This is a genomic window from Streptomyces sp. NPDC048516, from assembly GCF_043199875.1.
Classification (GTDB): Bacteria; Actinomycetota; Actinomycetes; order Streptomycetales; family Streptomycetaceae; genus Streptomyces.
Map to the genome: position 1 here is coordinate 686792 of NZ_JBICWS010000001.1, position 20970 is coordinate 707761.

Genomic DNA, 20970 nt, shown 5'->3' on the forward strand with positions numbered 1-20970 from the left:
CAGCTCTTCTCGCCACGCACTGACAGCCCCGCCACGCGCCGGACGGATGCCCCCGGCGCGGGCGCCGGCCTCCGGAAGGGATCGGCCCCTTGTCCATGTCATCCACCTCCCGCACCGTGCCGCCGACTGCCGACGTCGTGATCGTCGGCGGCGGTGTGATGGGCACCAGCATCGCGTTCCACCTGGCCGAGGCCGGGGTGTCCGACATCGTCGTCCTCGAGCGCGGAGAGCTGGCCGGCGGCAGCTCGGGAAAGCCCATCGGCGGCGTGCGGGCGCAGTTCTCCGACCCGCTCAACATCGCCCTGGGCAGCAGGAGTCTGCGCGCCTGGCAGGACTTCGGACAGCGTCCCGGCGCCGACATCCGGCTGGACAGCGTCGGCTATCTCTTCCTGCTCACCAGCGACCAGCAGGCCGCGAACTTCGAGACCGCCGTCCGGCTCCAGAACGGCCTCGGCGTCCCCAGCCGCATGATCGGCCCCCGCGAGGCACAGCGGCTGTGTCCCTACGTCAGCACCGACGGGCTGGTGGCCGCCGCCTACTCCCCGACCGACGGCCACGCCCGGCCCCAACTCGCCGTCCAGGGCTATGCGCGCGCCGCCGCGAGCGCGGGCGTCACCTTCGCCACGCACACCACCGTCACGGGCCTCGACACCGCCGGGGACCGGGTCACGGCCGTCCACACCGATCACGGCCGAATCTCCTGCTCCACGGTCATCTGCACCGCGGGCGCCTGGTCCGCGCGGCTCGGCGAGATGGCGGGCGTCCACCTCCCGGTGCGTCCGGTACGCCGCCAGCTCGCCTTCACCGCGCCGCTCGCGCCGCCCGCCCCGCGTACCCCCTTCACCATCGACTTCGCCTCGACCGCCTACTTCCACAACAGCGACGACGGCCTGCTGTTCGGCCTCGCCGACCCCGGACAGGACGAGGGCTTCGACACGACCTGGACGCCGGACTGGCTCGAACTTTTCCGTGCCGCCGCACGGCGCAGGGCCCCCGCCCTCGCCGAGATGGAGACCGCAGGCGGCTGGGCCGGACTGTACGAGGTCACCCCGGACCACAATGCGCTGATCGGACGGGCCGGCGCACCGCACAATTTCCTGTACGCCACCGGGTTCTCCGGCCATGGCTTCCTCCAGGCGCCCGCCGTCGGCGAGATCGTGCGCGACCTCTACCTGGAGCGCACACCGTTCGTCGATGTCACCCCCTTCAGCGCCGACCGCTTCACGGCCGGTGCCGAGATCCGCCCCGAAATCCACGTGGTGTGAATCCCCCTGACGGAAGGACGACCTGCCGATGATCAGCCAGTGGCAACTGCGCGCCGCGTTCGCCCAGCGGCTCTCGGACATGTACGGGCGGGAGGTGCCCGCCTACACCACGCTGGTGGACGTCTCACGCGAGGTCAACGAAGACGTGCTGCGGGCACAGGGCGCCGACGCCGAGCGCCTGGGGTCCATCGGCCGGGTGACCGCCGAGCGGCACGGCGCCATCCGCGTCGGCACTCCGGAGGAACTGCGCCAGGTCGCCCGCATCTTCGGTGCCCTGGGGATGTACCCGGTCGGTTTCTACGATCTGCGGGAGGCCGCCGCCAGCGCGATCCCCGTCGTGTCGACCGCGTTCCGCCCCGTCGACGCCGGGGAACTGGCCCGTAACCCCTTCCGCGTCTTCACCTCCCTGCTCACCCCCGCCGACCCCCGGTTCTTCGACCCCGACCTGCGCGCCCGCCTGGAGAACTTCCTCGCCGCCCGCCGGCTCTTCCCCCCGGAACTGCTCGCCCTCGCCGATCGCGCGGAAGGCGCCGGGGAACTGCCCGAAGCGGACGCCGAACGCTTCCTCCACCTCGCCGTCCAGGCCTTCGAACTGTCCCCCGAGCCCGTCGACCAGGCGTGGTACGCCACCCTGGAACGGATCTCCGCCGTCGCCGCGGACATCGGGGGCGTGGGCAGCACCCATATCAACCACCTCACCCCCCGCGTCCTGGACATCGACGAGCTCTACCGGCGGATGACCGAGCGCGGCATCGAGATGATCGACACCATCCAGGGTCCTCCCCGCTGGAAGGGCCCCGACGTCCTGCTGCGCCAGACCTCCTTCCGGGCGCTCGCCGAGCCCCGCGCCCTGCGCACCCCGGACGGCAGCGTGACCAGTGGATCCCTGCGGGTGCGCTTCGGCGAGGTCGAAGCCCGCGGTATCGCCCTCAGCCGCGAGGGCCGGGCCCGCTACGACCGGCTGCTCGCCCGCGTCGACGACCAGTCCGCCGGTCTGTCCCCTGCCGACCGGGCCGCACTCGCCCGCCGCTTGTGGGCGCAGGAGCTTCCCGACAGCGAGCAGGGACTCGCCGCGGCCGGCCTGGCGCACTTCACCTATCACGCCGCGCCGGACCGCCCTCGTGACGGCAGCCGCCCGCCCGCCGGGCTCCATGACCTGCTGGAACAGGGCTGGCTCCGGGCCGAACCGCTGGTCTATGAGGACTTCCTGCCGCGCTCCGCGGCCGGCATCTTCCAGTCCAACCTCAGCGAGGAGGGCTCCAGGAACAGCGACCAGCAGGGTGCCGCCTACGACAGCGCCTGGCTCTCCGGTGTCCTCGGCCGCGACGTCCTGGACCCGTTCGACCTCTACGAGGAGCAGCAGGACCGCTCCCTCGCGCAAGCCGCCCGGGAACTCGGACTCGACGGCACGCCCGGCTGATCCCCGGCCCCGCCGCCCGCACCCCTCGACCCCCTCAACACCCCAGAGGAGCATCATGACCGGCACCATCCTCCCCACCGCCGAGGACCTGCGCACCCGTGCCCGCGGCAGCCTCGCGGCCCTCGGCGTCACCGTCCCGGAAGGCGACGACTTCTCGGCCCGCAGCCCCCTCACCGGTGACGACCTCTTCGGCCTGCGCGCGGCCACCGCCGCCGACACCGAGGAGGCCATCGCCGCCACCCGCGAGGCGTTCCTCGCCTGGCGCACCACCCCCGCGCCCCGCCGCGGTGAACTCGTGCGCCGTCTGGGCGAGTTGCTGCGTGATCACAAGGGTGACCTGGCCGACCTGATCACCATCGAGGCGGGCAAGATCCGCTCCGAGGCGCTCGGCGAGGTCCAGGAAATGATCGACATCTGCGAGTTCGCCGTCGGGCTGTCCCGCCAGCTCTACGGCCGCACCATCGCCTCCGAGCGCCCCGGCCACCGGCTCGCCGAGACCTGGCACCCGCTGGGCGTGGTCGGCGTCATCTCCGCGTTCAACTTCCCCGCCGCGGTGTGGTCGTGGAACACCGCCATCGCGCTGGCCTGCGGTGACACCGTGATCTGGAAGCCCTCGGAACTCACCCCGCTGATCTCCCTGGCCTGCGACCGGCTGGTGACGCAGGCCGCCGAGGACGTCGGCGCCCCGCGCGATGTGCACCGCCTGCTGCTGGGCGACCGCACCACCGGCGAAAAGCTCGTCGACGATCCCCGTATCGCGCTGATCAGCGCCACCGGCTCGACCCGCATGGGACGCGAGGTCGGCCCGCGCGTCGCCGCCCGCTTCGGGCGCAGCCTGCTCGAACTCGGCGGCAACAACGCGGCCGTGGTCGCGCCCTCCGCCGACCTCGACCTCGCCGTGCAGGGCATCGTCTTCGCCGCGGCCGGCACCGCGGGCCAGCGCTGCACCACCCTGCGCCGTCTCCTCGTCCACCGGGACATCGCCGACACCCTCATCGCCCGGCTGACCGCCGCCTACCGGAAGCTCCCCATCGGCGACCCGTTCGACGAGACCACCCTCGTCGGCCCGCTGATCTCCACCGCCGCCCTGGACACCATGCAGGACGCCCTCAGCCGGGCCCAGGCCGAGGGCGGCAAGATCCTCGCGGGCGGCAACCGGCGGCTCGCCGACGCCGCGCCCCGGGCCGCTTACGTCGAGCCGGTCCTCGTCCGCGTCGACGAACAGACCGACGTCGTCCGCGAGGAGACCTTCGCCCCCATCCTGTACGTGCAGACCTACGACACCCTGGAGGAGGCCATCGCCCTGCACAACGATGTCCCGCAGGGCCTCTCGTCCAGCATCTTCACCCGCGATCAGCAGGAGGCCGAGCTCTTCCTGTCGGCGGAGGGCTCCGACTGCGGCATCGCCAATGTCAACATCGGCACCTCCGGCGCCGAGATCGGCGGGGCCTTCGGGGGCGAGAAGGAGACCGGCGGCGGCCGGGAGTCCGGCTCCGACGCCTGGCGCGCGTACATGCGCTCCGCCACCAACACCATCAACTACTCCAGCCGGCTCGCCCTCGCCCAGAACGTCAGTTTCCTGTAGGCACCGGAGGGGCCCCGCGCCCGCGCCGCACGTCCTCGACCGCCCCCGTCCTGCCCCGCGCAGGGCGGGGGTTCGTCGTGACCGGGGCGTCCGAAACCGTCCGCGGATCCGGCCAAGTGCCCGGTTATCGGGCGCCACCTGCCGTTTTTCGACAAACACCGCGCTGCGCCGGGACATCCGTTGACGCGGTGGGTGCCGCGGTGTGATGGTACGGCGGCCTGGGTCATGGACATGCCGTTCTCGCACCGCGCTGACGCCGCCCCACGTGGCCGAGGCCGGCCGACGAGACGCCGCCACGGCCCGGCGCTCCACCAGAACCTCCGCCGGTAGCACTCCCTACCCCTCAAGGAGCCATGGTGTTACGAAGACTCGCGGTGGCCGGCGTCTCCCTCGCCGCCACCCTCCAAGCCGCCGTGCTGGCCCTCGCCCCCACCGCCGCGGCCACTTCGCAGACCGCCCTGCCGCCCCACCCGCCGGGCGCCGCGACAGCGGCCGCCGACCGGGACGCGCCCGGCGGACCGGCGCGCGCGCCCGCCGAAGGCCCCGTCGCCGGCCGCACCCGGGCCGCCGACGCCCCCGACATCGATGTGACCAAGGTCCAGGCGCATCTGACCGAGCTGAACGCCATCGCCACCCGCAACGGCGGCACCCGCAAATCCAGCGGCCAGGGCTACCGGGACTCGGTCGCCTATGCCAAGGCCAAGCTCCAGGCGGCCGGTTACACCGTCACCGAGCAGCCCTGCACCTCCGGCTGCGCCACCGGGGCCGGTCCCAACCTGATCGCCGAATGGCCGCAGGGCGACGCCACCAAGGTGTACATGTTCGGCTCCCACCTCGACAGCGTCGGGGCGGGGCCCGGCATCAACGACAACGGCTCCGGCTCCGCCGCGCTGCTGGAGACCGCACTCACCCTCGCGCAGCAGCACCCCGCCATGGCCTCCCGCGTCCGGTTCGGCTGGTGGACGGACGAGGAACAGGGCCTCAACGGCTCCGATTTCTACGTCAACTCGCTCTCCTCCGCCGAGCGGTCGAAGATCAAGGCGTACTACAACTTCGACATGATCGCCTCGCTCAACGGCGGCTACTTCATCAACCACGTGTCCTCAGCGGCCGCCCAGCCGATGAAGGCCTACTGGGACTCCCTGGGCCTGCAGCCCGAGGAGAACACCGAGGGCGCAGGACGCTCCGACGACTACTCCTTCGAGCAGGCGGGCATACCCACCTCCGGATATGCGATGGGCGCCAGTGCCCGGAAGACCTCCGCGCAGGCGGCCAAGTGGGGCGGCACCGCGAACCGCGCCTACGACTCCTGCTACCACCAGTCCTGCGACACCACCAGCAACATCAACACCACCGGACTGAACCGTAGCGTCGACGGCATCGCCGCCACCCTGTGGAAGATCGCCGTCGCCGACACCGCACCGGCGAACGACTTCTCCCTGACCGCCGGCCCCGCCACCGGCAGCGTCGACCCCGGCGCGTCGGCCACCAGCACCCTCTCCACGACCACCACCAGCGGGCCCCCACAAACGGTGGCCCTGTCGGCCTCGGGTGCTCCGGCCGGTGTGACGGTCTCCTTCAGCCCCGCCTCGGTGACCTCCGGCGGCAGCTCCACCATGACCATCGCCACGACGTCGAGCGCGGCGCCCGGCACCTACCCCCTCACCGTCACCGGCACCGGGTCCGTCACCCACACCACGCAGTACACCCTGACGATCAAGGGCGCCGGAGGCTGCACCGCTCAACAGCTGATCGCCAACGGTGGATTCGAGAACGGCACCACACCCTGGACCGGCGACACCGGGGTGATCGGCGCTCACGCCGGCCAGTCCGCCCACAGCGGCGGCAGGTTCGCCTGGCTCGGCGGCTACGGATCCTCCGCCACCGACACCCTCAGCCAGTCGGTGACAGTGCCCGCCGGCTGCGGCAAGGCGACCTTGAGCTACTGGCTGCACCTCGACACCGATGAGACCGACCGGGTCGCCTACGACACCTTCAAGGTCAAGGTGGGCAGCACCACCTTGACGACCCTCTCCAACACCGCGGCAGCGAGCGGCTACACCCAGCGGACCCTGGACCTGACCCCCTACATCGGACAGCGCATCACCCTGACCTTCACCGCCACCGAGGACTCCAGTCTGCAGACCAGCTTCGTCATCGACGACGCAACCCTGCAGACCGGCTGACCGACGGCCCGGAGGGGCGGGGCAGAATCCGCCTCGCCCCTCCGGTGCCACGTCAAGCGGGCGTCTCGTCCGTCGCGTAGCAGGAGGCGGTGTAGCGGTCTCGGTCGCCGGTGGGTGTCCAGCCGCCCGTGCCCCGGTCGGGGTCGGCGAGGTCGAATCCGCTGTCGCGCAGTTGCGCGCCGAGGGAGGCGGCGGGGAAGCCGCTGCCGTTAGGCGCTTCCTCGACGGGCCACAGCGTGACGAGCAGGGCTTCGGTGTCGCCGGCGTCGGGTTCGCTGTCGAGGCTGGCGACTTCGAGGTGCCAGCGGCCGTTGCGCACAAAGGCCTCGGCGCGGTAGGCGGACCGTGCGGCCGGGGCATTCTGATGGGTCTCGGTCATCCGAAGAGAGCTCCTGACATGGAGTGGGAGTGTGTCGTGGGGCGGGAGTGCGGGACTTGGGGTGAGGATTTTGGGGACGACGGGCAGGCCCCGCGGGCTCAGACGTCCCGCCAGCGGGCCATCGCGCACGAGAAGGCGCCGAACAGCGTCAGACCCGCGGCGATCGCGGCCAGCAGCCAGGGGCCGGCCGGGGTATGGGCGAACGAACGGAGCGTATCGTCCATGCCTTTGGCACGGCCGGGGTCGTAGGTGACCGCGGCCTTGACGACGTAGACGCCGGCGAGTGCGAACACTCCACCGCGGGCGATGCCTCCCGAGACGCCGAGCACATCGATACCGCGCCGGGCGGACCGTGACATGCCGCTCCTGTTGAGGTGCTTGTGGAACGTGCGCAGGATGGCCCGCACCGCGATCCAGACGCCGGCCACGGCAATGCCCACCCCCGCGGCGGCCACCAGCCAGGGACCGCCGGGCAGCTCCAGAGCCTTGGCCGTGGCGTCCCGGGACTGCTGGTCGCTCGCCCCGCTTCCGCTGCCCTTCTTCCCCGCCGCGAAGGACAGCACGGAGAAGGACACCACGGCGTAGAAGACGCAGCGGACGAGCGACAGCAGTCGCGTTCCGGCCTTGTGCCCGTCGGGCCCTGCCGCACCGAAAGCCGCTTCGGACAGACGCCACAGCGCCATCCCGGCCAGTCCCGGACCGAGCGCCCATATCAGCACGCTGCCGAACGGCCGGGCGGCGATCTCCGCCAGCGCCCCGCCCCGGTCGGCCTGCTCACCGGGGTCGCCGAACGCGATCCGCAGTGCCAGTACCCCCACGAGCAGGTAGATCACGCCCCGGGCCGCGAACCCGCCGCGTGCCGCGGCCCGGACCGCCGGGCTGCGCGCGGCGCGCTGGGCGGTGCGTCGTCCGAAGTGCGGTACCGCAAGAGTCGATGGCATGTGTGACCTCCAGAGGGCTTCTGCCCCGCCGTCGGGGGCGCACCCGGCCGGTCTCCAGGACCGACGAGAGCGGGATACTTCTGCCCCGCGGTCGGCGGTGCACTCCGGTTGCCTCTGGCGAGGGGCCCCCGTTGCCGCCGCCGCGGAGACCGCGTGGCGCCGCCGGGGAGAGCCCGCTACCGCTGCCGAGGACATCCCGCCCGCCGGTCATCCGCCCGTCTTCGGCAGGGGGCTCCGTGGCTCCGGCGCATCGAGTGGCGTGGGGCGCATTGCGTGGCCCGGGCGCGTTGCGTGGCCCGGACCGCGTGGTGTGGCCCTGGCGATGCGTGGCCCTGGCGCGATGCGTGGCTCCGGCGCCTCACAGGACGTCTCTGTCGGGTGTGCTCCAGGGAGTGGCCAGGGGCGGGTCTTCGGTGGTGTGCTCCGGGAGACCGGCGAGGGCTTCGACCCGTGCGGGGCGGTAGGGGGTGGGGCCGTTCCACTCCAGCAGGAGGACCGTGGCATCGTCGTCGAGCCGGCCGTCGTGGTAGGCCAGGTGACGCCTTATCAGGCGCCGCAGGGTCTCCGGGACGGGCAGCCCGTCGGCGTGGTGCTGGATGAGGAAGTCGGTGAAGCCCGCCAGGCCGAATTCCTGGCCTTCCTGGTTGCGGGCTTCGGTGATGCCGTCGGTGTAGAGCAGCAGGCGGTCGCCGGGCTCCAGCTGTTCTCGAACCACGGTGGGCGGCAGGCCCAGATCGGTGCCCATGGGAGGGGCCGGCGGGCAGGTCAGGCTCAGTGCGGTGCGTCCCTTGCGGATGATGACCGGCGTAGGGTGCCCGACGCTGGTCCAGGTGAGGAGCCCGGTGCCGGTGTGCAGCTCGGCCAGAATGCCCGTGGCGTAGCGGCTGCAGCCGAACTGTTCCACCAGTGCGTGTTCCACGGCTTCGGCGATCTGCAGGATTCCGGGGCTCTGCCGGCGCCGGTTGCGGCTGGCGGCGACCGCGAGGTTCGCGGTCAGCCCGGCGGCCGTGTCATGGCCCATGGCGTCGAAGAGCGCCAGGTGCACGGTCTCCCCGGCGATGGCGTAGTCGAAGACATCGCCACTGACCTGATAGGCGGGCTCCATCACCGCACTGACCAGTACCCGGTCGGTGGCGAAGGTCCGCGGCGGCATGATGCGCCACTCCATCTCCGCGGCCACATTCATCCTCCGGCGCCGCACCAGCCGGGCATAGGTGTCGCTCGCCCCCCGTTTGCTGACGATCATCAGCGCAATCAGCCCGGCGAGGTTGCGCAGGTCCTGGGCCGCCTGGGAGTCCATCTCCGTGCCCGGGGGGCCGGAGGCGCGCAGCACGCCCAGCCGCTCGGTGCCGTCGAGCAACGGGACCCACCAGTGCTCGGCCCCGGGGGTGGGACTCCCGACGATGCCCCCGGTCTGGAACGCCCGCCCGGCGAGGGTGCCCTCCACCCGCACCACGTCCGGCGGCGGGTCCGCGCCGCCGCCGGCGCCGGGCCCCTGACCGGCAAGCAGACACAGCACTTCCTGCTGCAGATCGGCCAGGTAGATCAGCACGCCCGGCCAGCCGACCTTGGCCGCGTGCTTGACGACCAGGTCCGGCACCTGCTCCAGCGTGATCACGTGGCTGGCGGTGATCAGGTCACCCAGCATGCGGGCCCGGGCAGCCGCACTGCTCATTCAGGCACCTCTCCTCGGGTTGCAGCTCGCCGAGCCTTCGCCCCGTGGGCTGTCCATGCCGTGGCACCGTCGGTCGCTCTTGCTCCCGCTCCCGGCGGCGATGCTTATCTCTCGATGGTGACACCGAGAAGGGTTTGCCGAGAACGACACCGCGGTGTGCCTAGAGCGCCACGCGGGCAATCGCTCCGATTTCCAGTGCGACGTAGAGGGCGCCATCAGCTCCGAAGGCCAGGCCGTGCGGCTCCGAGGCGGGGCTCGGGAGGTCGTACTCCTCGATATGGCCGTCGGGAGTGATGGACCCGATGCGGTTGGCTCCCCATTCGGTGAACCAGCAGTCACCGGCCGGGCCGGCGACGATCGCATGGGGCCGGGATGCCGGGTCCGGCAGCGGGAACTCGTCGATCCGACCCTGTGTGGTGATACGGCCGATCCGGCCGGCACCTATCTCGACGAACCAGAGCGCGCCGTCCGCGCCGCAGGTGATGCCGACCGGCGCGGCGTTCTCGGTCGGGAGCCGGTGGAGGGTGAGGTCGCCCTCGAAACCGAGGCGACCGATCGCGTCTGCCTGGTTGAGGGTGAACCACAGGGCGTCATCGGGGCCGGTCGTGATGGCTGAGGGGAAGGCACCGGGCAGGTGCAGTGGGAACTCCGTCACGCGGCCGTCCGTGTCGATACGCCCGATGCGGTCGGTGTGCAGCTGGGTGAACCACAGGGCTCCGTCGCCGGCGGCCACGATCCCGAAGGGGCCGCTGCCCGGACTCGGGAGGGGGAACGAGGTCGCCTTCCCGTCCACGGTGATCCGTCCGATCCGATGGTCCTGACTGCGGGTGAACCACAGCGCCCCGTCGGGTCCCGAGGTGATGAGACAGGGGCCGCAGGCGGCGGAGTCGAGCGCATAGCGGTCGAGCTTCCCGCCCGGCGCCAGACGGGCGATCTGCCCGGCGTGGACCAGAGTGCACCACAGCGCGTCGTCGGGGCCCGTGGTGAGGGCATAGGGACCTGAGCTGGCTTCGGAGACCGGAATCTCCTCGAACGAAACGGCGCGGCGGGACATCGGCGGTCTTCCCCCAGTGGCACTTGCACTTACTGCTACGAATGTTGCGTTAAGGAAAGCATGGCATGGCGCCTCCGTTCACGCAACGGAATTTCGGTGCGATCCGCCGCGTGTGCGGCGGCCGCTGTGCGAGTTGCGCCGGGGCGCGAGCGGCGAGTTGCGCGGGACGCGCCGCTCGCCCCTCCCGCCCTCACCCCCTCCCGCCTCACCTCCTCCCGTCGTCGCCCCCTCCTGCGGGGGCGTTCCGGCGCGGCAGGCGCGTCGCGATGCCGTCGATGAGGAACGCCAGGCTGAGCTCGAACTGCTCGTCCATGCCGGCTCCCGACGGGGCGGTCATCCACTCCGTGAGCAGCGGATGACGCCCGCCCTCGGCCGCCAGGTCCCGGGCGGCCGTGATGGCCTCGCTGAGCTGCTGCGGCGAGTGGAGTCCGTGCCTGCGGCGCATGGCGAGCTCCTCCGCCTCCTGTTGTGCGCTGCCCAGGATGTGCCGGTCCAGGAGCGCGGCGTAGGTCATGGCCTCGCCGACCGTGAAGCCCTGCCGTACCAGTACCCGGAGGATGAACTCGGTGCGGCGCATCAAGTGCGGGCCCAGGGGTGGGCGCGTGGGCATGAGCTGGGCGTACCAGAGGTGGCGCTTGACCGTCGCCCAGCTCTGCGAGGCCAGTGCGTGGAGGTCCGCGCGCCAGTCGGCGCCCGGCTCGTCGGGCACCGGGATCTCCGCCGTGACGCTGTCGAGCATCAGGTCGATCAGGCCGTCCTTGCTGAGCACGTAGCGGTACAGCGCCATCGGGGTGTACGGCCCGAGCCGCTTGGCGACCGCCGTCATCGTCAGCGCCTGGGCTCCGCCCTCGTCGGCGACCGCGACGGCGGCCCGCACGATGTCGTCCCGCTCCAGCGGGCTCCGGCGCCGCGAGGGTGAGGGCCGGGTCCAGATCAAGGGCGCCGGTGCGCTGCTCGGATTCTCCTTCATGGCGTGAGTTTATCTCGTCAATGTAAGGTATATGTCATATACGCAAGCCAAGGGAGCAGCCGCATGAACCAGTACCCGCCCGTCGCCCCGCCCGGCGTCCGTCTGGGTGTCGTCAGGGGGATCAGCTACGGCATGTTCGGAGCTCCGGACAGCTTCGTGCCCGAGATGCGGAAACTCGGCGGCACTCTGGTGCGCGTCTATGTCTACTGGGGCCAGATCGAACCGGAGCCGGGGCGCTACGACTGGACGGTCGTCGACGCGATCCTCGGCCAGCTGGATCCGGCCGACGAGGTATGGGTGACCGTGTGTTCCAGCTCCCCGTGGGCGACCCGGCACCCGACGGGCTTTCTGCCGTCGTCACCCGCCCACGACCGGCGGCAGTACGAGCGCTTCGTCGGCGACCTGGTGGCCCGCTGCCGGGGCCGTGTCCACTACTGGCAGTGCAACAACGAGCCCAGCAACACCGGCCTCCTGTGGGCGGGTACCGCGCCGGAGTACGTGGATCAGCTCACCTCCTTCCACCGCGGTGTGCTCGGCGCGGACCCGGAAGCGAGGGTCGTCCTCGGGGGGTGCGGCTACGACGTGCTCGCCGGTCCGCCCGGCAGCCCGGCCCGGCAGTTCTTCGACCATGTCGTTGCGCACGGCCGGGATGCCTTCGACCTGTTCTCCGTTCATCTCTACGGCGATCCGCACCACATCCCCGAACAGGTGGAATCCGTCCGTGAGATGATGCGCCGGCACGGCTACGAGCGGCCGGTGGTGGCGGGGGAGTACAACGGGCCGACGCTCTTCGAGTTCCCCGAGGCCCAGGCCGCGTTCCAGCAGACGATGATGGCGGCCTTCGCGGGACCGGAGCAGTCCGCCCCCGAGACGCTGCCGGCGGACGCGCCCCCGGACCGATCGCCGGACGAGGTGCCGGACGGGGCCCCGGGCGGATCGCCGGACGAGGCCCCGCAGGCCTCCCACGAGCTGCTGGACGAGGCCTCCCACGAGCCCCCGGACCGCACGGCCATGCGCTCCCTCTACGCCCGCATGGCCCAACTCCCGCCGCAGTTGCAGATGTTCATGGAGGACTGCCCGCCCGGGCTCGCCGCGAAGCGGGACCGGATCAACTGCCGCCAGGTCGTCACCCGCAACATCCTCGCCCTCGCCGCCGGAGTGACCCGCACGGCATGCTGGAATCTGGCGCCCGAAATCCCCGGCTACCGCGACCGGTTGAACATGATGGGATTCCTCTTCGGCAGGCTCGCCCTGATGGACTACGACGGCACCGGCCGCCTGACCCGACGCCACCCGTCCGCCGACACCTTCGCCCTCGTCGCCGCCTGCCTCGACGGCACCACCCAGGTCCGCCGCCTCGACGCCGGTGGCCGCCCGGAGTTGTACGCGTTCGAGGTGACACGCCAGGGCCGCGGGCCGCTGCACGTCCTGTGGGTGGCCGGGGACGCCTTCACCGGTGAGGACGAACCCGGGACACCCGTCGACTGGCCATGGCCCCACGCGACGGTCCACGCGCTCGACGCGTTCGGCACCCGCATACCCGTCGAACCGAACGGCGGCACCGTGCACCTCTGCGCCTCGGTCACCCCGCTGTTCCTCTCCACCCGCCCGGAGACGTCGGCCCGGCCGTGAGACGGCCTGCCGGACGGGTCCGGTCACCGCGTCGGGTGACAGCCGGCGCATGGAGGCGCGCCGACGGGCGGGCCGGACAAGGGAGGACGACCTGACATGCCTGCGGCAGCGTCGGGTAGGGGAGCATGCGACGGGGGCTCAGCAACAGGCGGGAGCCGGCAGCATGAGCAGCAACAGCACCATGAACGTGGGAACGGAGTCGGAGACCACCTCGCAGGCGTGCGCCGCGCCGGCCCCGAAGGTGCTGCCGCAGATCCAGGCTCCGCTGCGCGTTGCTCCGTCCGACGCACGGGAGTTGTCCAAGCAGTTCCTGCTGCGGCTGCAGGAACTGGAGGAGGGGACCCCGGAGCGCCAGTACGCGCGCAACACCCTCATCGAGATGAACCTCTCCCTGGTGCGCTATGTCGCCCGCCGCTTCTCCAGCCGCAAGGAGTCGACGGAGGACGTCCTGCAGGTGGGGACGATCGGTCTGATCAAGGCGATCGACCGCTATGACCCTTCGCGTGACGTGGAGTTCACCACGCTGGCCGTCCCGTACATCCAGGGGGAGATCAAGCGGTTCTTCCGCGACACCACCTGGTCGGTGCGCGTGCCGCGGCGCCTGCAGGAACTCCGCATCGACCTCGCCCGCGCACGGGAAGAGCTGGAGAGCGAGGGCAGCCATGAGCCGTCCGTAGCCGACCTCGCAGCCCGCCTCCAGCTGACGGAGGACGAGGTGGCGGAAGGGCTCGTGGCCAGTAACGGCTACGACAGCGACTCCATAGACCGTCCCGTCCAGGCCGGCGGCGGCAAGCAGCAGACCACCGGCCTCGTCGCCGACCTCATCGGCACCGAAGACCCCTCCCTCGCCCTCGCGGAAGACATCCAGGCCCTCAAGCCGCATCTGGCCGCGCTCGACGACCGCGAACGTACCCTCCTCCAGCTGCGCTTCGGGGAGGAGATGACCCAGTCCGAGATCGGTGCGGAGCTCGGCCTCTCCCAGATGCACGTCTCGCGCCTGCTGACCCGCGTGTGCACCACTCTGCGCAAGGGGCTCCTGGCCGGGACGTGAACGCGCCTGTCGCTGCCGGGGCAACGCCTGAAGGAGGGCCCCCGTCAGGGCCGGTCTGCGGTCGTCGTCAGCCCGCCTGGCTGCTGTCCTTCATGCCGCCCCAGCCGTGCCAGCGGTCGATCTCGATCCAGGCGCTGACCCGGCGGCGGTCCCGCCGCGGGTACGGCGTGCCGAGGTACTGCTGCGCCAGCCGGTCGATGTCGGTGAGCCCTTCGTCGTCACGGAGCTCGGCGACCCGGCCGATGATGCTGAGATGCGTGTACCAGTTGCCCTCGTCCAGCACGGTCAGCGTGACGCGGGGATCGTTGCGGACATGCTCCAGCCGCTTGCGGCCCTCATCCATATTGACCAGGATCCGGCCGTTGTCCCAGAGGTACCAGGTGGCCGTGGACACCGGCTGGCCGTCCGGCCTCAGCGTCGTGATGACGGCCGGATTCGGCTTGCTCAACAGGGCGGCTGCGGTGTCGGGAAGCGGTGGTTTCGACATACGAGGCGCTCCTCGGTACGTGGGTACGGTGCTGTGGTCCTTTCGGGTCGCTGCGTGCATGCGGTGCCGGCGGTGCTGTTCGCCGTCCGGTGCGATCCCTACGAGCGACCGTACTCAGCTCACCACCGGTACCCGCCTCCCGGTGCGCCGCCACACCGCACACCGTCGGTGCGGTGCTCCTGTTCGGCGGCCACCGGAGGGCAGGGCAGCCGTCCGGCCGGCAGGTCCGGTGCGTCCGGGACCTCCGAGGGGGCGTCGGCCGCCTTCCGCAGGAGGAGCATGGCGGCGTCGTCGTGCAGCTCGCCGCCCACATGCGCGAGCAGGTCCTCGTGGAGCGCGGCGAGAGTGCGGGAAGGCTCCGGCGAGATGTGTTGTGACAGCCGCTCCACGAGCGGGTAGAACTGCCGGCCGTGGTCCCGGGCCTCGGTCACGCCATCGGTGTAGAAGAGCAGCTGGTTCCCTTCGTGCAGGGTGATTTCCTGGAGGCCGGGGGCCTCGTCGGCCAGGGCACGCAAACCGAGCGGCGGGGCCGGACGGACGGGCTCGACGGGCAGCACACCCGCGTCGTGGACCAGGAGCGGAGCGGCGTGCCCGCAGTTGACCAGCTCCATGCGGCCGGCTTCGGGGTATCCGGCCAGCACCGCGGTGACGAAGTCGTCCGGACCGAGGTTGCGCGCCAGGCTGCGCTCGATCCTGTGGACCACATCGAGCAGATCCGGCTCGTCGTAGGCCGCTTCCCGGAACACGCCCAGGACCAGCGCGGCGATTCCCACCGCCGGCAGCCCCTTGCCGCGCACATCGCCCACGATCAGCCGGACCCCGTACGGCGTCGGCACCAGGGCGTAGAGGTCCCCGCCGATCCGGGCCTCGGCAGCGGCGGCGCTGTAGTGGACCGCCGTCTGGAAGGGCCCGACCGTCGCCGGCACGGGTTTGAGGAAGGCGTGCTGCGCGGCCTCGGCGACCGAGCGGACGGCGGCCAGTACCCGCTCGCGGCGCCTGCGCAGGGCGCCGGCCAGACTGCTGGCCAACGTCACGGCGGACAGTGTGGACAGCACGATCGCCTGGTCGCTGCCCGGCGCACCGTCATGCAGACCGAGCGCCGCACCCAGCGCCACCGCCAGGACACCGACACGGAGCACTCCCCACGGCCCGCTGGTGGCGGCTGCCAGCGCGGGACCCACGGCGAGCAGCGGCAGCCAGCTCATGCCGGTTCCGCCGGAAAAGGCGAGGATCGCGACGGCCGCGATGATCAGAACCGGCAGGCAGGAGGTGTAGTGGCGGCGGGTGTCTGCCGCACGGACCGGTGTGTCACCCCGGGGCGGCGCGGGCCGGCGGACCGCTATCCGCAGCGTGGAGAACGGCTTGGGAACCTGCCACCGCGGCAGACGGTCGTGATGATGGATCCGGGCTTGGCGCATGTACTGGTCCGCGGCTCGCTTCCCTGCTCAGGGCACTGGGCTCAGGTACTGACACCTGAAAATGTCCGTTTCATCAAGGAAAGCGGTATATGCGGGGGAGTGGCAAGGGCCGGGATTTCACATAGTGAGCGACAGTCCCCTGGTCACGCGGCTCGCGGTCGGAAGCAGTCGGCCGCGGATCTCCTCGATGCGTGAGATGCGGTCCGCCCGCAGCGATACGCCGAGGGAGCCGAGCGTCTCGCCGCTGTAGACCGGCACCGCGACGCAGAACGTGCCGAGCGCGTACTCCTCCATATCCGTCACGAATGGCGCCATGGGCAGGGTGTCGAGCTTGCGCAGCAGTTCGGCCCGTCCGGTGATGGTGCGGGGCGTGAGGTCGGCAAGGGGGTGCCGGGAGAGGTAGTCGTCGCGGGCCTCGTCGTCCAGCTCACGCAGCACGCATTTGCCCAGTGCCGTGGCGTGCCCGGCGTCCTCGAAGCCCACCCAGAGGTCGACCCGCGGTGCCCGGGGGCCGTCGACGATCTCGGCCACCCGGATCTCGCCGTCCTCGTAGAAGGTCAGGTAGGCGGCGGCCGAGAGGTCGTCCCGTAGTGCCGCGAGCGCGGGGCGGACCCGGTTGAGCAGCGCCTGCCCCCGCCCTCCGGCGTGCAGGGTGCCCAGCTTGTCGCCCAGGACGAAGCCGCCGTCCTCCAGCTTCCGGATGTACCCGTCGTGCGCCAGCGTGCGCAGGAGGTGATACGTGGTGGCCAGTGGCAGCTCTGTCTCGCGTGCCAGCTGCTTCGCCGGTGCGCCGCCCTCGTGGGCACCCACGGCCTCCATCAAGCGAAAGGCGCGCTGGACGGAAGTGATGAGCGTAGGGCCTTCTCCATTGCCCATGTCTTCAGCCTGCTCCCGGTGTCCCGGGGAGGCAAGGCCGTGCCGTGGCGGCTGGCGTTTCGTGGCGAACGGTGCGCGTCGGGACGTGCTGGGTCGTGCCGGCGCGCGTCGGGGTGTGCCGGGGTGTGCGGAGCGTTTCCGGAGCGCGATCGGTGGCGCAGGGCGTGCCCGCGGGTGGCAGCCACGTACAGAACATTTATTCGAATAGTGGGTACTCTGGAAGCATGGCCATGCACCTTCAAGGCTCGCTCTTCGACCAGACCGACGAGGTCCGTCTCGGCCCGCTGCGCGGCGTGCGCAGGACCGAGCTCGGTGACGGGGCCTGGATCGATCTGCTGCCCGGGTGGCTGAGCGGGGCCGACGCCCTGTTCGCGCGGCTCGCCGACGAGGTGCCCTGGCAGGCCGAGCGCCGGCGGATGTACGAGCGGGTGGTGGACGTGCCGCGGCTGCTCGCCTTCTACGAGGCCGGAGACACTCTGCCGCACCCCGTGCTGGTCGAGGCGAGGGAGGCGCTGTCCGCCCACTACGCCACCGAGCTCGGCGAACCGTTCACCACGGCCGGGCTCTGCTACTACCGCGACGGCCGCGACAGCGTGGCCTGGCACGGCGACCGGATAGGCCGTGGCCGGCGCGCGGACACGATGGTCGCCATCCTGTCGGTGGGCACGCCTCGCGATCTGCTGCTCCGCCCGCGGCGCGGCGGCGGCACCGTACGGCGCCCGCTGGGGCACGGCGACCTGATCGTGATGGGTGGCTCCTGCCAGCGGACCTGGGAGCATGCGATCCCCAAGACCGGCCGTGCGGCGGGGCCGCGGATCAGTGTCCAGTTCCGGCCCCACGGCGTGCGCTGAACCCGGACGCGGGTGGGCCCCCGAGTCCGTGTCGACTCGGGGGCCCGGCAACTCCTACGGGCAACTACTGGGGGGAGCGGTCAGTGGCGGTGGCAGACCAGGTGCCCCCGGTGCCAGGTGCGGGTCCAGTAGCCGGGGTGGCGCACGCCGTGCCGGTCACGCCAGGCCGGGTGCCAGGTGCGGGTCCAGTGTCCGTGGACCATGTGACACCGCCCCCTGTCGACGTGCCGGGAGGTCGTGTGGTCTCCGTGGTGCGACGGCGTGGCCGAGGCGACACCCACCGAGGAGAGCAGGGTGCCTCCGGCGAGAGCAACGGTGGCGGCGCCGAGAGCGAGGGCGCGCTTGAATCCGTCAGTCATGGATCGTGCCTTTCTGCATTGCCATGGCGCGTGGCCATGGTGCGAGATGCCCAGCCGATGGCCGGGCATCACTGACCATGCACCCATGGCGCCCTCCATATGCGGCTAACACCAAAGGTTTTACACAATGCAGACGGAGTGTGAAAGAGAGTAATTATCGGACTAATGGGTGGCGAGGGGGTGAGCGCGGCGTGGTGGCCATGGCGGACGGCGGGCCGAGGGGGCGGGTGCCCGTGGCAGCGTCAACTCCGGTGCGCTGCAACCCGGCTGGAAGCGCCGACACCGAAGGAGGCCGCTCGTACGCCGTGCCCGATTCAGGCAACCCAGCGCGCTCGGCGGGTGGCGGACGACGATGAAAGGCCCCCCGCGAGGGCGGCGGCCATGCGGCGCACGGCCTCACGCAAGGTCTCCGGCGAGGTGGTGTAGGGGATGCGCAGGCGCTGTTCGAACAGGCCCGGATCGGTGCCGAAGTACGCACCGCCCTCGATCCGTACCCCGTAGTCCAGGGCCCGTTCGGCCAGCGCCGACGCGAGGGGTGCGCCGAGGTCGACCCACAGCGACAGTCCACCGGGCGGCAGTTGCCAGGTCCACTGCGGCAGGTGCTCGGCCAGGGCCGCGGCCAGCGCCGCGCGCTGCCGGCGCAGCTGTTCCAGGCGGGCCGGCAACAGTTCCCCGGCACGGGCCAGGAGGGGAACGGCCAGCAACTGGTCCAGCACCGAGCCGCCCATGTCGGTGGCGACCCGCTGGCCGGCGAGTTCGGTGACGAGCCGCGCGGGGGCGCGCACCCAGCCCATGCGCAGACCACCCCAGTGCGTCTTGCTCATCGAGCCGATGGTGATGACCTGGCCGGCCCCGCCGGGGGTGGCGAGGGAGGCGAACGGCGGCGGGGCGGGGACATCGAGGGCGAGGTCGGCCAGGGTCTCGTCGACGACCAGCCAGGCGCCGGAACGCTCCGCGGCGCGCAGGATGCGCACGCGCTCCTCATCGGGCATGAGGCAGCCGGTCGGATTGTGGAAGTCGGGGAGCAGATAAGCCAGTTGGGGCACGGCCTGGCGAAAGGTCGATTCGGTGATCTCGATGTCCCAGCCGGTGTCGGTCACCGGGACCGACAGGGTGCGCAGCCGGGCGCGGCGCATGGCCTCCAAGGCGTTCGGGTAGGACGGATTCTCGACCATGACCCGGTCACCGGGCCGGCACAGCAGCCCCAGGACGAGCGTGAGGGCATGCTGGGCGCCGGCGGTCACCAGGATCTGTTCGGGCATGGTGGCCAGGCCCCGCCGGGTGAAACGCTCGGCGACGGAGGCGCGCAGTTCCGGGAGGCCGTAGGGGTGGTAGCCGGGGGTGTGCGCGTGCTCGGCCAGCCGGGGGGTGACCTGGGCGAGGGCATCGAGGAGCGTCCGCTCCGGCAGGCCGGGGGCGGCGCTGGCCAGGTCGATCGCGGTGTCCTGGGGCCCGAGGAGCCGTGCGATGCCGCTGGGTGCCCGGCCCTCCGGAAGGGCCGTCCACGTACCGGAACCCTGGCGGCTGTGCGCGTAGCCGCTCTCGCGCAGCAGGTCGTACACGGCGGTGACGGTGGCCCTGCTGGTGTTCAGAGCCGCGGCCAGCTCCCGTTCGGCGGGGAGCCTGACGTGCAGCGCGATGCGTCCGTCCAGTATCAGCGCGCTGATCGCCCTGGCCAGGTGGCGGTAGGCCGGCCGCGCCTCCGCCGGGTCGGGCAGCATCGCGGCGAGCTGCCGGCTCCCCAGGCTGCGGTCGGCGCGGTCCGCCCGGTCCGCGTGCGGGAACCGATGCCGGTCGGCCATGCCACTCTCCCCGGATTGGTCGTGCTCACCAGGCCAATCACTCTACAGAGGCGGCAGGTTGGCCTTGAGGCGCAGGGGGCCGGCCGCGGTGGGTCCGTTCCTTCCTCACACCCTGCCCGGCTGCTGGGGCGATGCGAACGCACTCCCACGCCGTGACGAAGCAGGGATGTCCGGGGGGGGGCGCAGCCCCGTGACCGTATAACCCGGCCGACGCGTCTCAGCCCCGCGGTGCGTCCTGCAGCAGCGCGGCGATCAGCGCATGCCCCGTTTCCCCCTGCCACTGGGCTGCGCCCCTTCCGCCCGGTGAGCCGACTGTCACCTCGACCAGCTCCGTGCCCTCGGAACGGGGACTGCGCCGGACCTGGCACCTGCTGTCACGGGCGGCGCGCGCCCTCTCCCGCAGTTCACCCTCGATGTCTTTGCCGCACTGTTCGCGGGCCAGGTCCCCTGCCGTCCGGCCCCACGTATCGGTGAGACGGGGGTCGGCGCCGTGGCAGAGCAGGGCCCGCACCACCGCAATCGATCCCCGCTCGGCTGCCAGCATCAACGGGGTCCGACCGCGATGGCGAGCGTCCGGATCGGCATCCGCCTCGAGCAGGAGCCGGGCGGTCCGCTGGTGGCCGCCGGCGGCCACCCACATCAGGGGGGAGTAGCCGGTGCCGTCATCCTCCCGCCGGTCGGGGTCGGCACCGTGAGTGAGCAGTTCGCGCACTGCCTCGAAGTGGTCCCAGCACGCCGCCGCACACAGCGGCAGACCCGAACTGCCCGGCTCCCCGCGGCTCTCCGTATCGGGTGGGGCGCCCGCTTCCAGGAGCAGTCGCACCAGGTCCGTGTGACCGCTCACCGCGGCAAGGTACAACGGCGTCTCCCCGTCGGCGCTCGCGGCGGACGGAGAAGCCCCCTGCCGCAAGAGCGCGTCCACCCGGTGCGCCCGCCCCCTCTCAACGGCGGTGATGAGTCGTTGGGTCAACGACTTGGTCATGCGGCCTCCTTCCTCGGGGGCGTCATCGGGACCGGCC

At 71.6% G+C, this 20970-nt stretch carries 18 protein-coding genes; 7 read left to right on the forward strand and 11 right to left on the reverse strand.

Features of this window, described 5'->3' with window-relative positions; translation table 11 throughout:
• Positions 1–95 precede the first annotated feature (95 nt).
• From ACGFR7_RS03130 to ACGFR7_RS03145, 4 genes are all read left to right on the forward strand, one after another.
• Positions 96–1265, forward strand: coding sequence for an NAD(P)/FAD-dependent oxidoreductase (locus ACGFR7_RS03130; protein ID WP_393312326.1), 1170 nt, complete (start codon positions 96–98; stop codon positions 1263–1265).
• A 28-nt stretch (positions 1266–1293) separates the two neighbouring features.
• Positions 1294–2685 carry a 2-oxoadipate dioxygenase/decarboxylase family protein gene (locus ACGFR7_RS03135; protein WP_393312328.1) on the forward strand — a complete coding sequence of 464 codons (1392 nt, stop codon included), beginning with the start codon at positions 1294–1296 and terminating at the stop codon, positions 2683–2685.
• Between the two features lie 55 nt (positions 2686–2740).
• A complete protein-coding gene (locus tag ACGFR7_RS03140) occupies positions 2741–4270 on the forward strand; it encodes an aldehyde dehydrogenase family protein (protein WP_393312330.1) in 1530 nt (509 codons plus the stop codon).
• Between the two features lie 353 nt (positions 4271–4623).
• Positions 4624–6456: a M28 family peptidase gene (locus ACGFR7_RS03145; protein WP_393312332.1), complete on the forward strand. Its 1833-nt coding sequence runs from the start codon at positions 4624–4626 to the stop codon at positions 6454–6456.
• 52 nt (positions 6457–6508) lie between these two features.
• On the opposite strand, the gene ACGFR7_RS03150 is transcribed toward ACGFR7_RS03145, so the two are convergent.
• The 5 genes from ACGFR7_RS03150 to ACGFR7_RS03170 form a co-directional block, all read right to left on the reverse strand.
• Positions 6509–6835 carry a hypothetical protein gene (locus tag ACGFR7_RS03150; RefSeq protein ID WP_393312334.1) on the reverse strand — a complete coding sequence of 109 codons (327 nt, stop codon included), beginning with the start codon at positions 6833–6835 and terminating at the stop codon, positions 6509–6511.
• 98 nt (positions 6836–6933) lie between these two features.
• Positions 6934–7776, reverse strand: a complete 843-nt coding sequence (locus tag ACGFR7_RS03155) for a DUF1206 domain-containing protein (RefSeq protein WP_393312335.1) — start codon at positions 7774–7776, stop codon at positions 6934–6936.
• Positions 7777–8134: 358 nt separating this feature from the next.
• Positions 8135–9451 (reverse strand): PP2C family protein-serine/threonine phosphatase, encoded by a 1317-nt coding sequence (locus tag ACGFR7_RS03160; protein WP_393312337.1) that lies wholly within the window; start codon positions 9449–9451, stop codon positions 8135–8137.
• Positions 9452–9611: 160 nt separating this feature from the next.
• Complete coding sequence (locus ACGFR7_RS03165; RefSeq protein ID WP_393312339.1) at positions 9612–10505, reverse strand: virginiamycin B lyase; 894 nt, start codon at positions 10503–10505, stop codon at positions 9612–9614.
• A 205-nt stretch (positions 10506–10710) separates the two neighbouring features.
• Positions 10711–11475 (reverse strand): TetR/AcrR family transcriptional regulator, encoded by a 765-nt coding sequence (locus tag ACGFR7_RS03170; RefSeq protein ID WP_393312341.1) that lies wholly within the window; start codon positions 11473–11475, stop codon positions 10711–10713.
• A gap of 63 nt (positions 11476–11538) precedes the next feature.
• Between ACGFR7_RS03170 and ACGFR7_RS03175 the strand changes: the two genes are divergently transcribed.
• Together ACGFR7_RS03175 and ACGFR7_RS03180 are read left to right on the forward strand one after the other, a co-directional pair.
• Positions 11539–13107, forward strand: coding sequence for a hypothetical protein (locus ACGFR7_RS03175; RefSeq protein ID WP_393312343.1), 1569 nt, complete (start codon positions 11539–11541; stop codon positions 13105–13107).
• A gap of 163 nt (positions 13108–13270) precedes the next feature.
• Positions 13271–14158 carry a SigB/SigF/SigG family RNA polymerase sigma factor gene (locus ACGFR7_RS03180; protein ID WP_393312345.1) on the forward strand — a complete coding sequence of 296 codons (888 nt, stop codon included), beginning with the start codon at positions 13271–13273 and terminating at the stop codon, positions 14156–14158.
• A gap of 67 nt (positions 14159–14225) precedes the next feature.
• Here ACGFR7_RS03180 and ACGFR7_RS03185 read toward each other — a convergent pair whose 3' ends face one another.
• From ACGFR7_RS03185 to ACGFR7_RS03195, 3 genes are all read right to left on the reverse strand, one after another.
• Positions 14226–14645 (reverse strand): PPOX class F420-dependent oxidoreductase, encoded by a 420-nt coding sequence (locus tag ACGFR7_RS03185; protein ID WP_393312347.1) that lies wholly within the window; start codon positions 14643–14645, stop codon positions 14226–14228.
• Positions 14646–14764: 119 nt separating this feature from the next.
• On the reverse strand, positions 14765–16063 hold the full coding sequence (locus tag ACGFR7_RS03190) for a PP2C family protein-serine/threonine phosphatase (RefSeq protein WP_393312349.1): 1299 nt from the start codon (positions 16061–16063) through the stop codon (positions 14765–14767).
• Between the two features lie 117 nt (positions 16064–16180).
• Positions 16181–16939 carry an IclR family transcriptional regulator gene (locus ACGFR7_RS03195; protein ID WP_393312351.1) on the reverse strand — a complete coding sequence of 253 codons (759 nt, stop codon included), beginning with the start codon at positions 16937–16939 and terminating at the stop codon, positions 16181–16183.
• Positions 16940–17163: 224 nt separating this feature from the next.
• On the opposite strand from ACGFR7_RS03195, the gene ACGFR7_RS03200 reads away from it, so the two are divergent.
• Positions 17164–17790, forward strand: coding sequence for an alpha-ketoglutarate-dependent dioxygenase AlkB (locus ACGFR7_RS03200; protein WP_393312353.1), 627 nt, complete (start codon positions 17164–17166; stop codon positions 17788–17790).
• 80 nt (positions 17791–17870) lie between these two features.
• Here the strand turns inward: ACGFR7_RS03200 and ACGFR7_RS03205 are convergent, their stop codons facing one another.
• From ACGFR7_RS03205 to ACGFR7_RS03215, 3 genes are all read right to left on the reverse strand, one after another.
• Complete coding sequence (locus tag ACGFR7_RS03205) at positions 17871–18149, reverse strand: hypothetical protein (RefSeq protein WP_393312355.1); 279 nt, start codon at positions 18147–18149, stop codon at positions 17871–17873.
• A 314-nt stretch (positions 18150–18463) separates the two neighbouring features.
• Positions 18464–19951: a PLP-dependent aminotransferase family protein gene (locus ACGFR7_RS03210; protein ID WP_393312357.1), complete on the reverse strand. Its 1488-nt coding sequence runs from the start codon at positions 19949–19951 to the stop codon at positions 18464–18466.
• 217 nt (positions 19952–20168) lie between these two features.
• Positions 20169–20933 (reverse strand): ankyrin repeat domain-containing protein, encoded by a 765-nt coding sequence (locus tag ACGFR7_RS03215; protein ID WP_393312359.1) that lies wholly within the window; start codon positions 20931–20933, stop codon positions 20169–20171.
• Positions 20934–20970 lie beyond the last annotated feature (37 nt).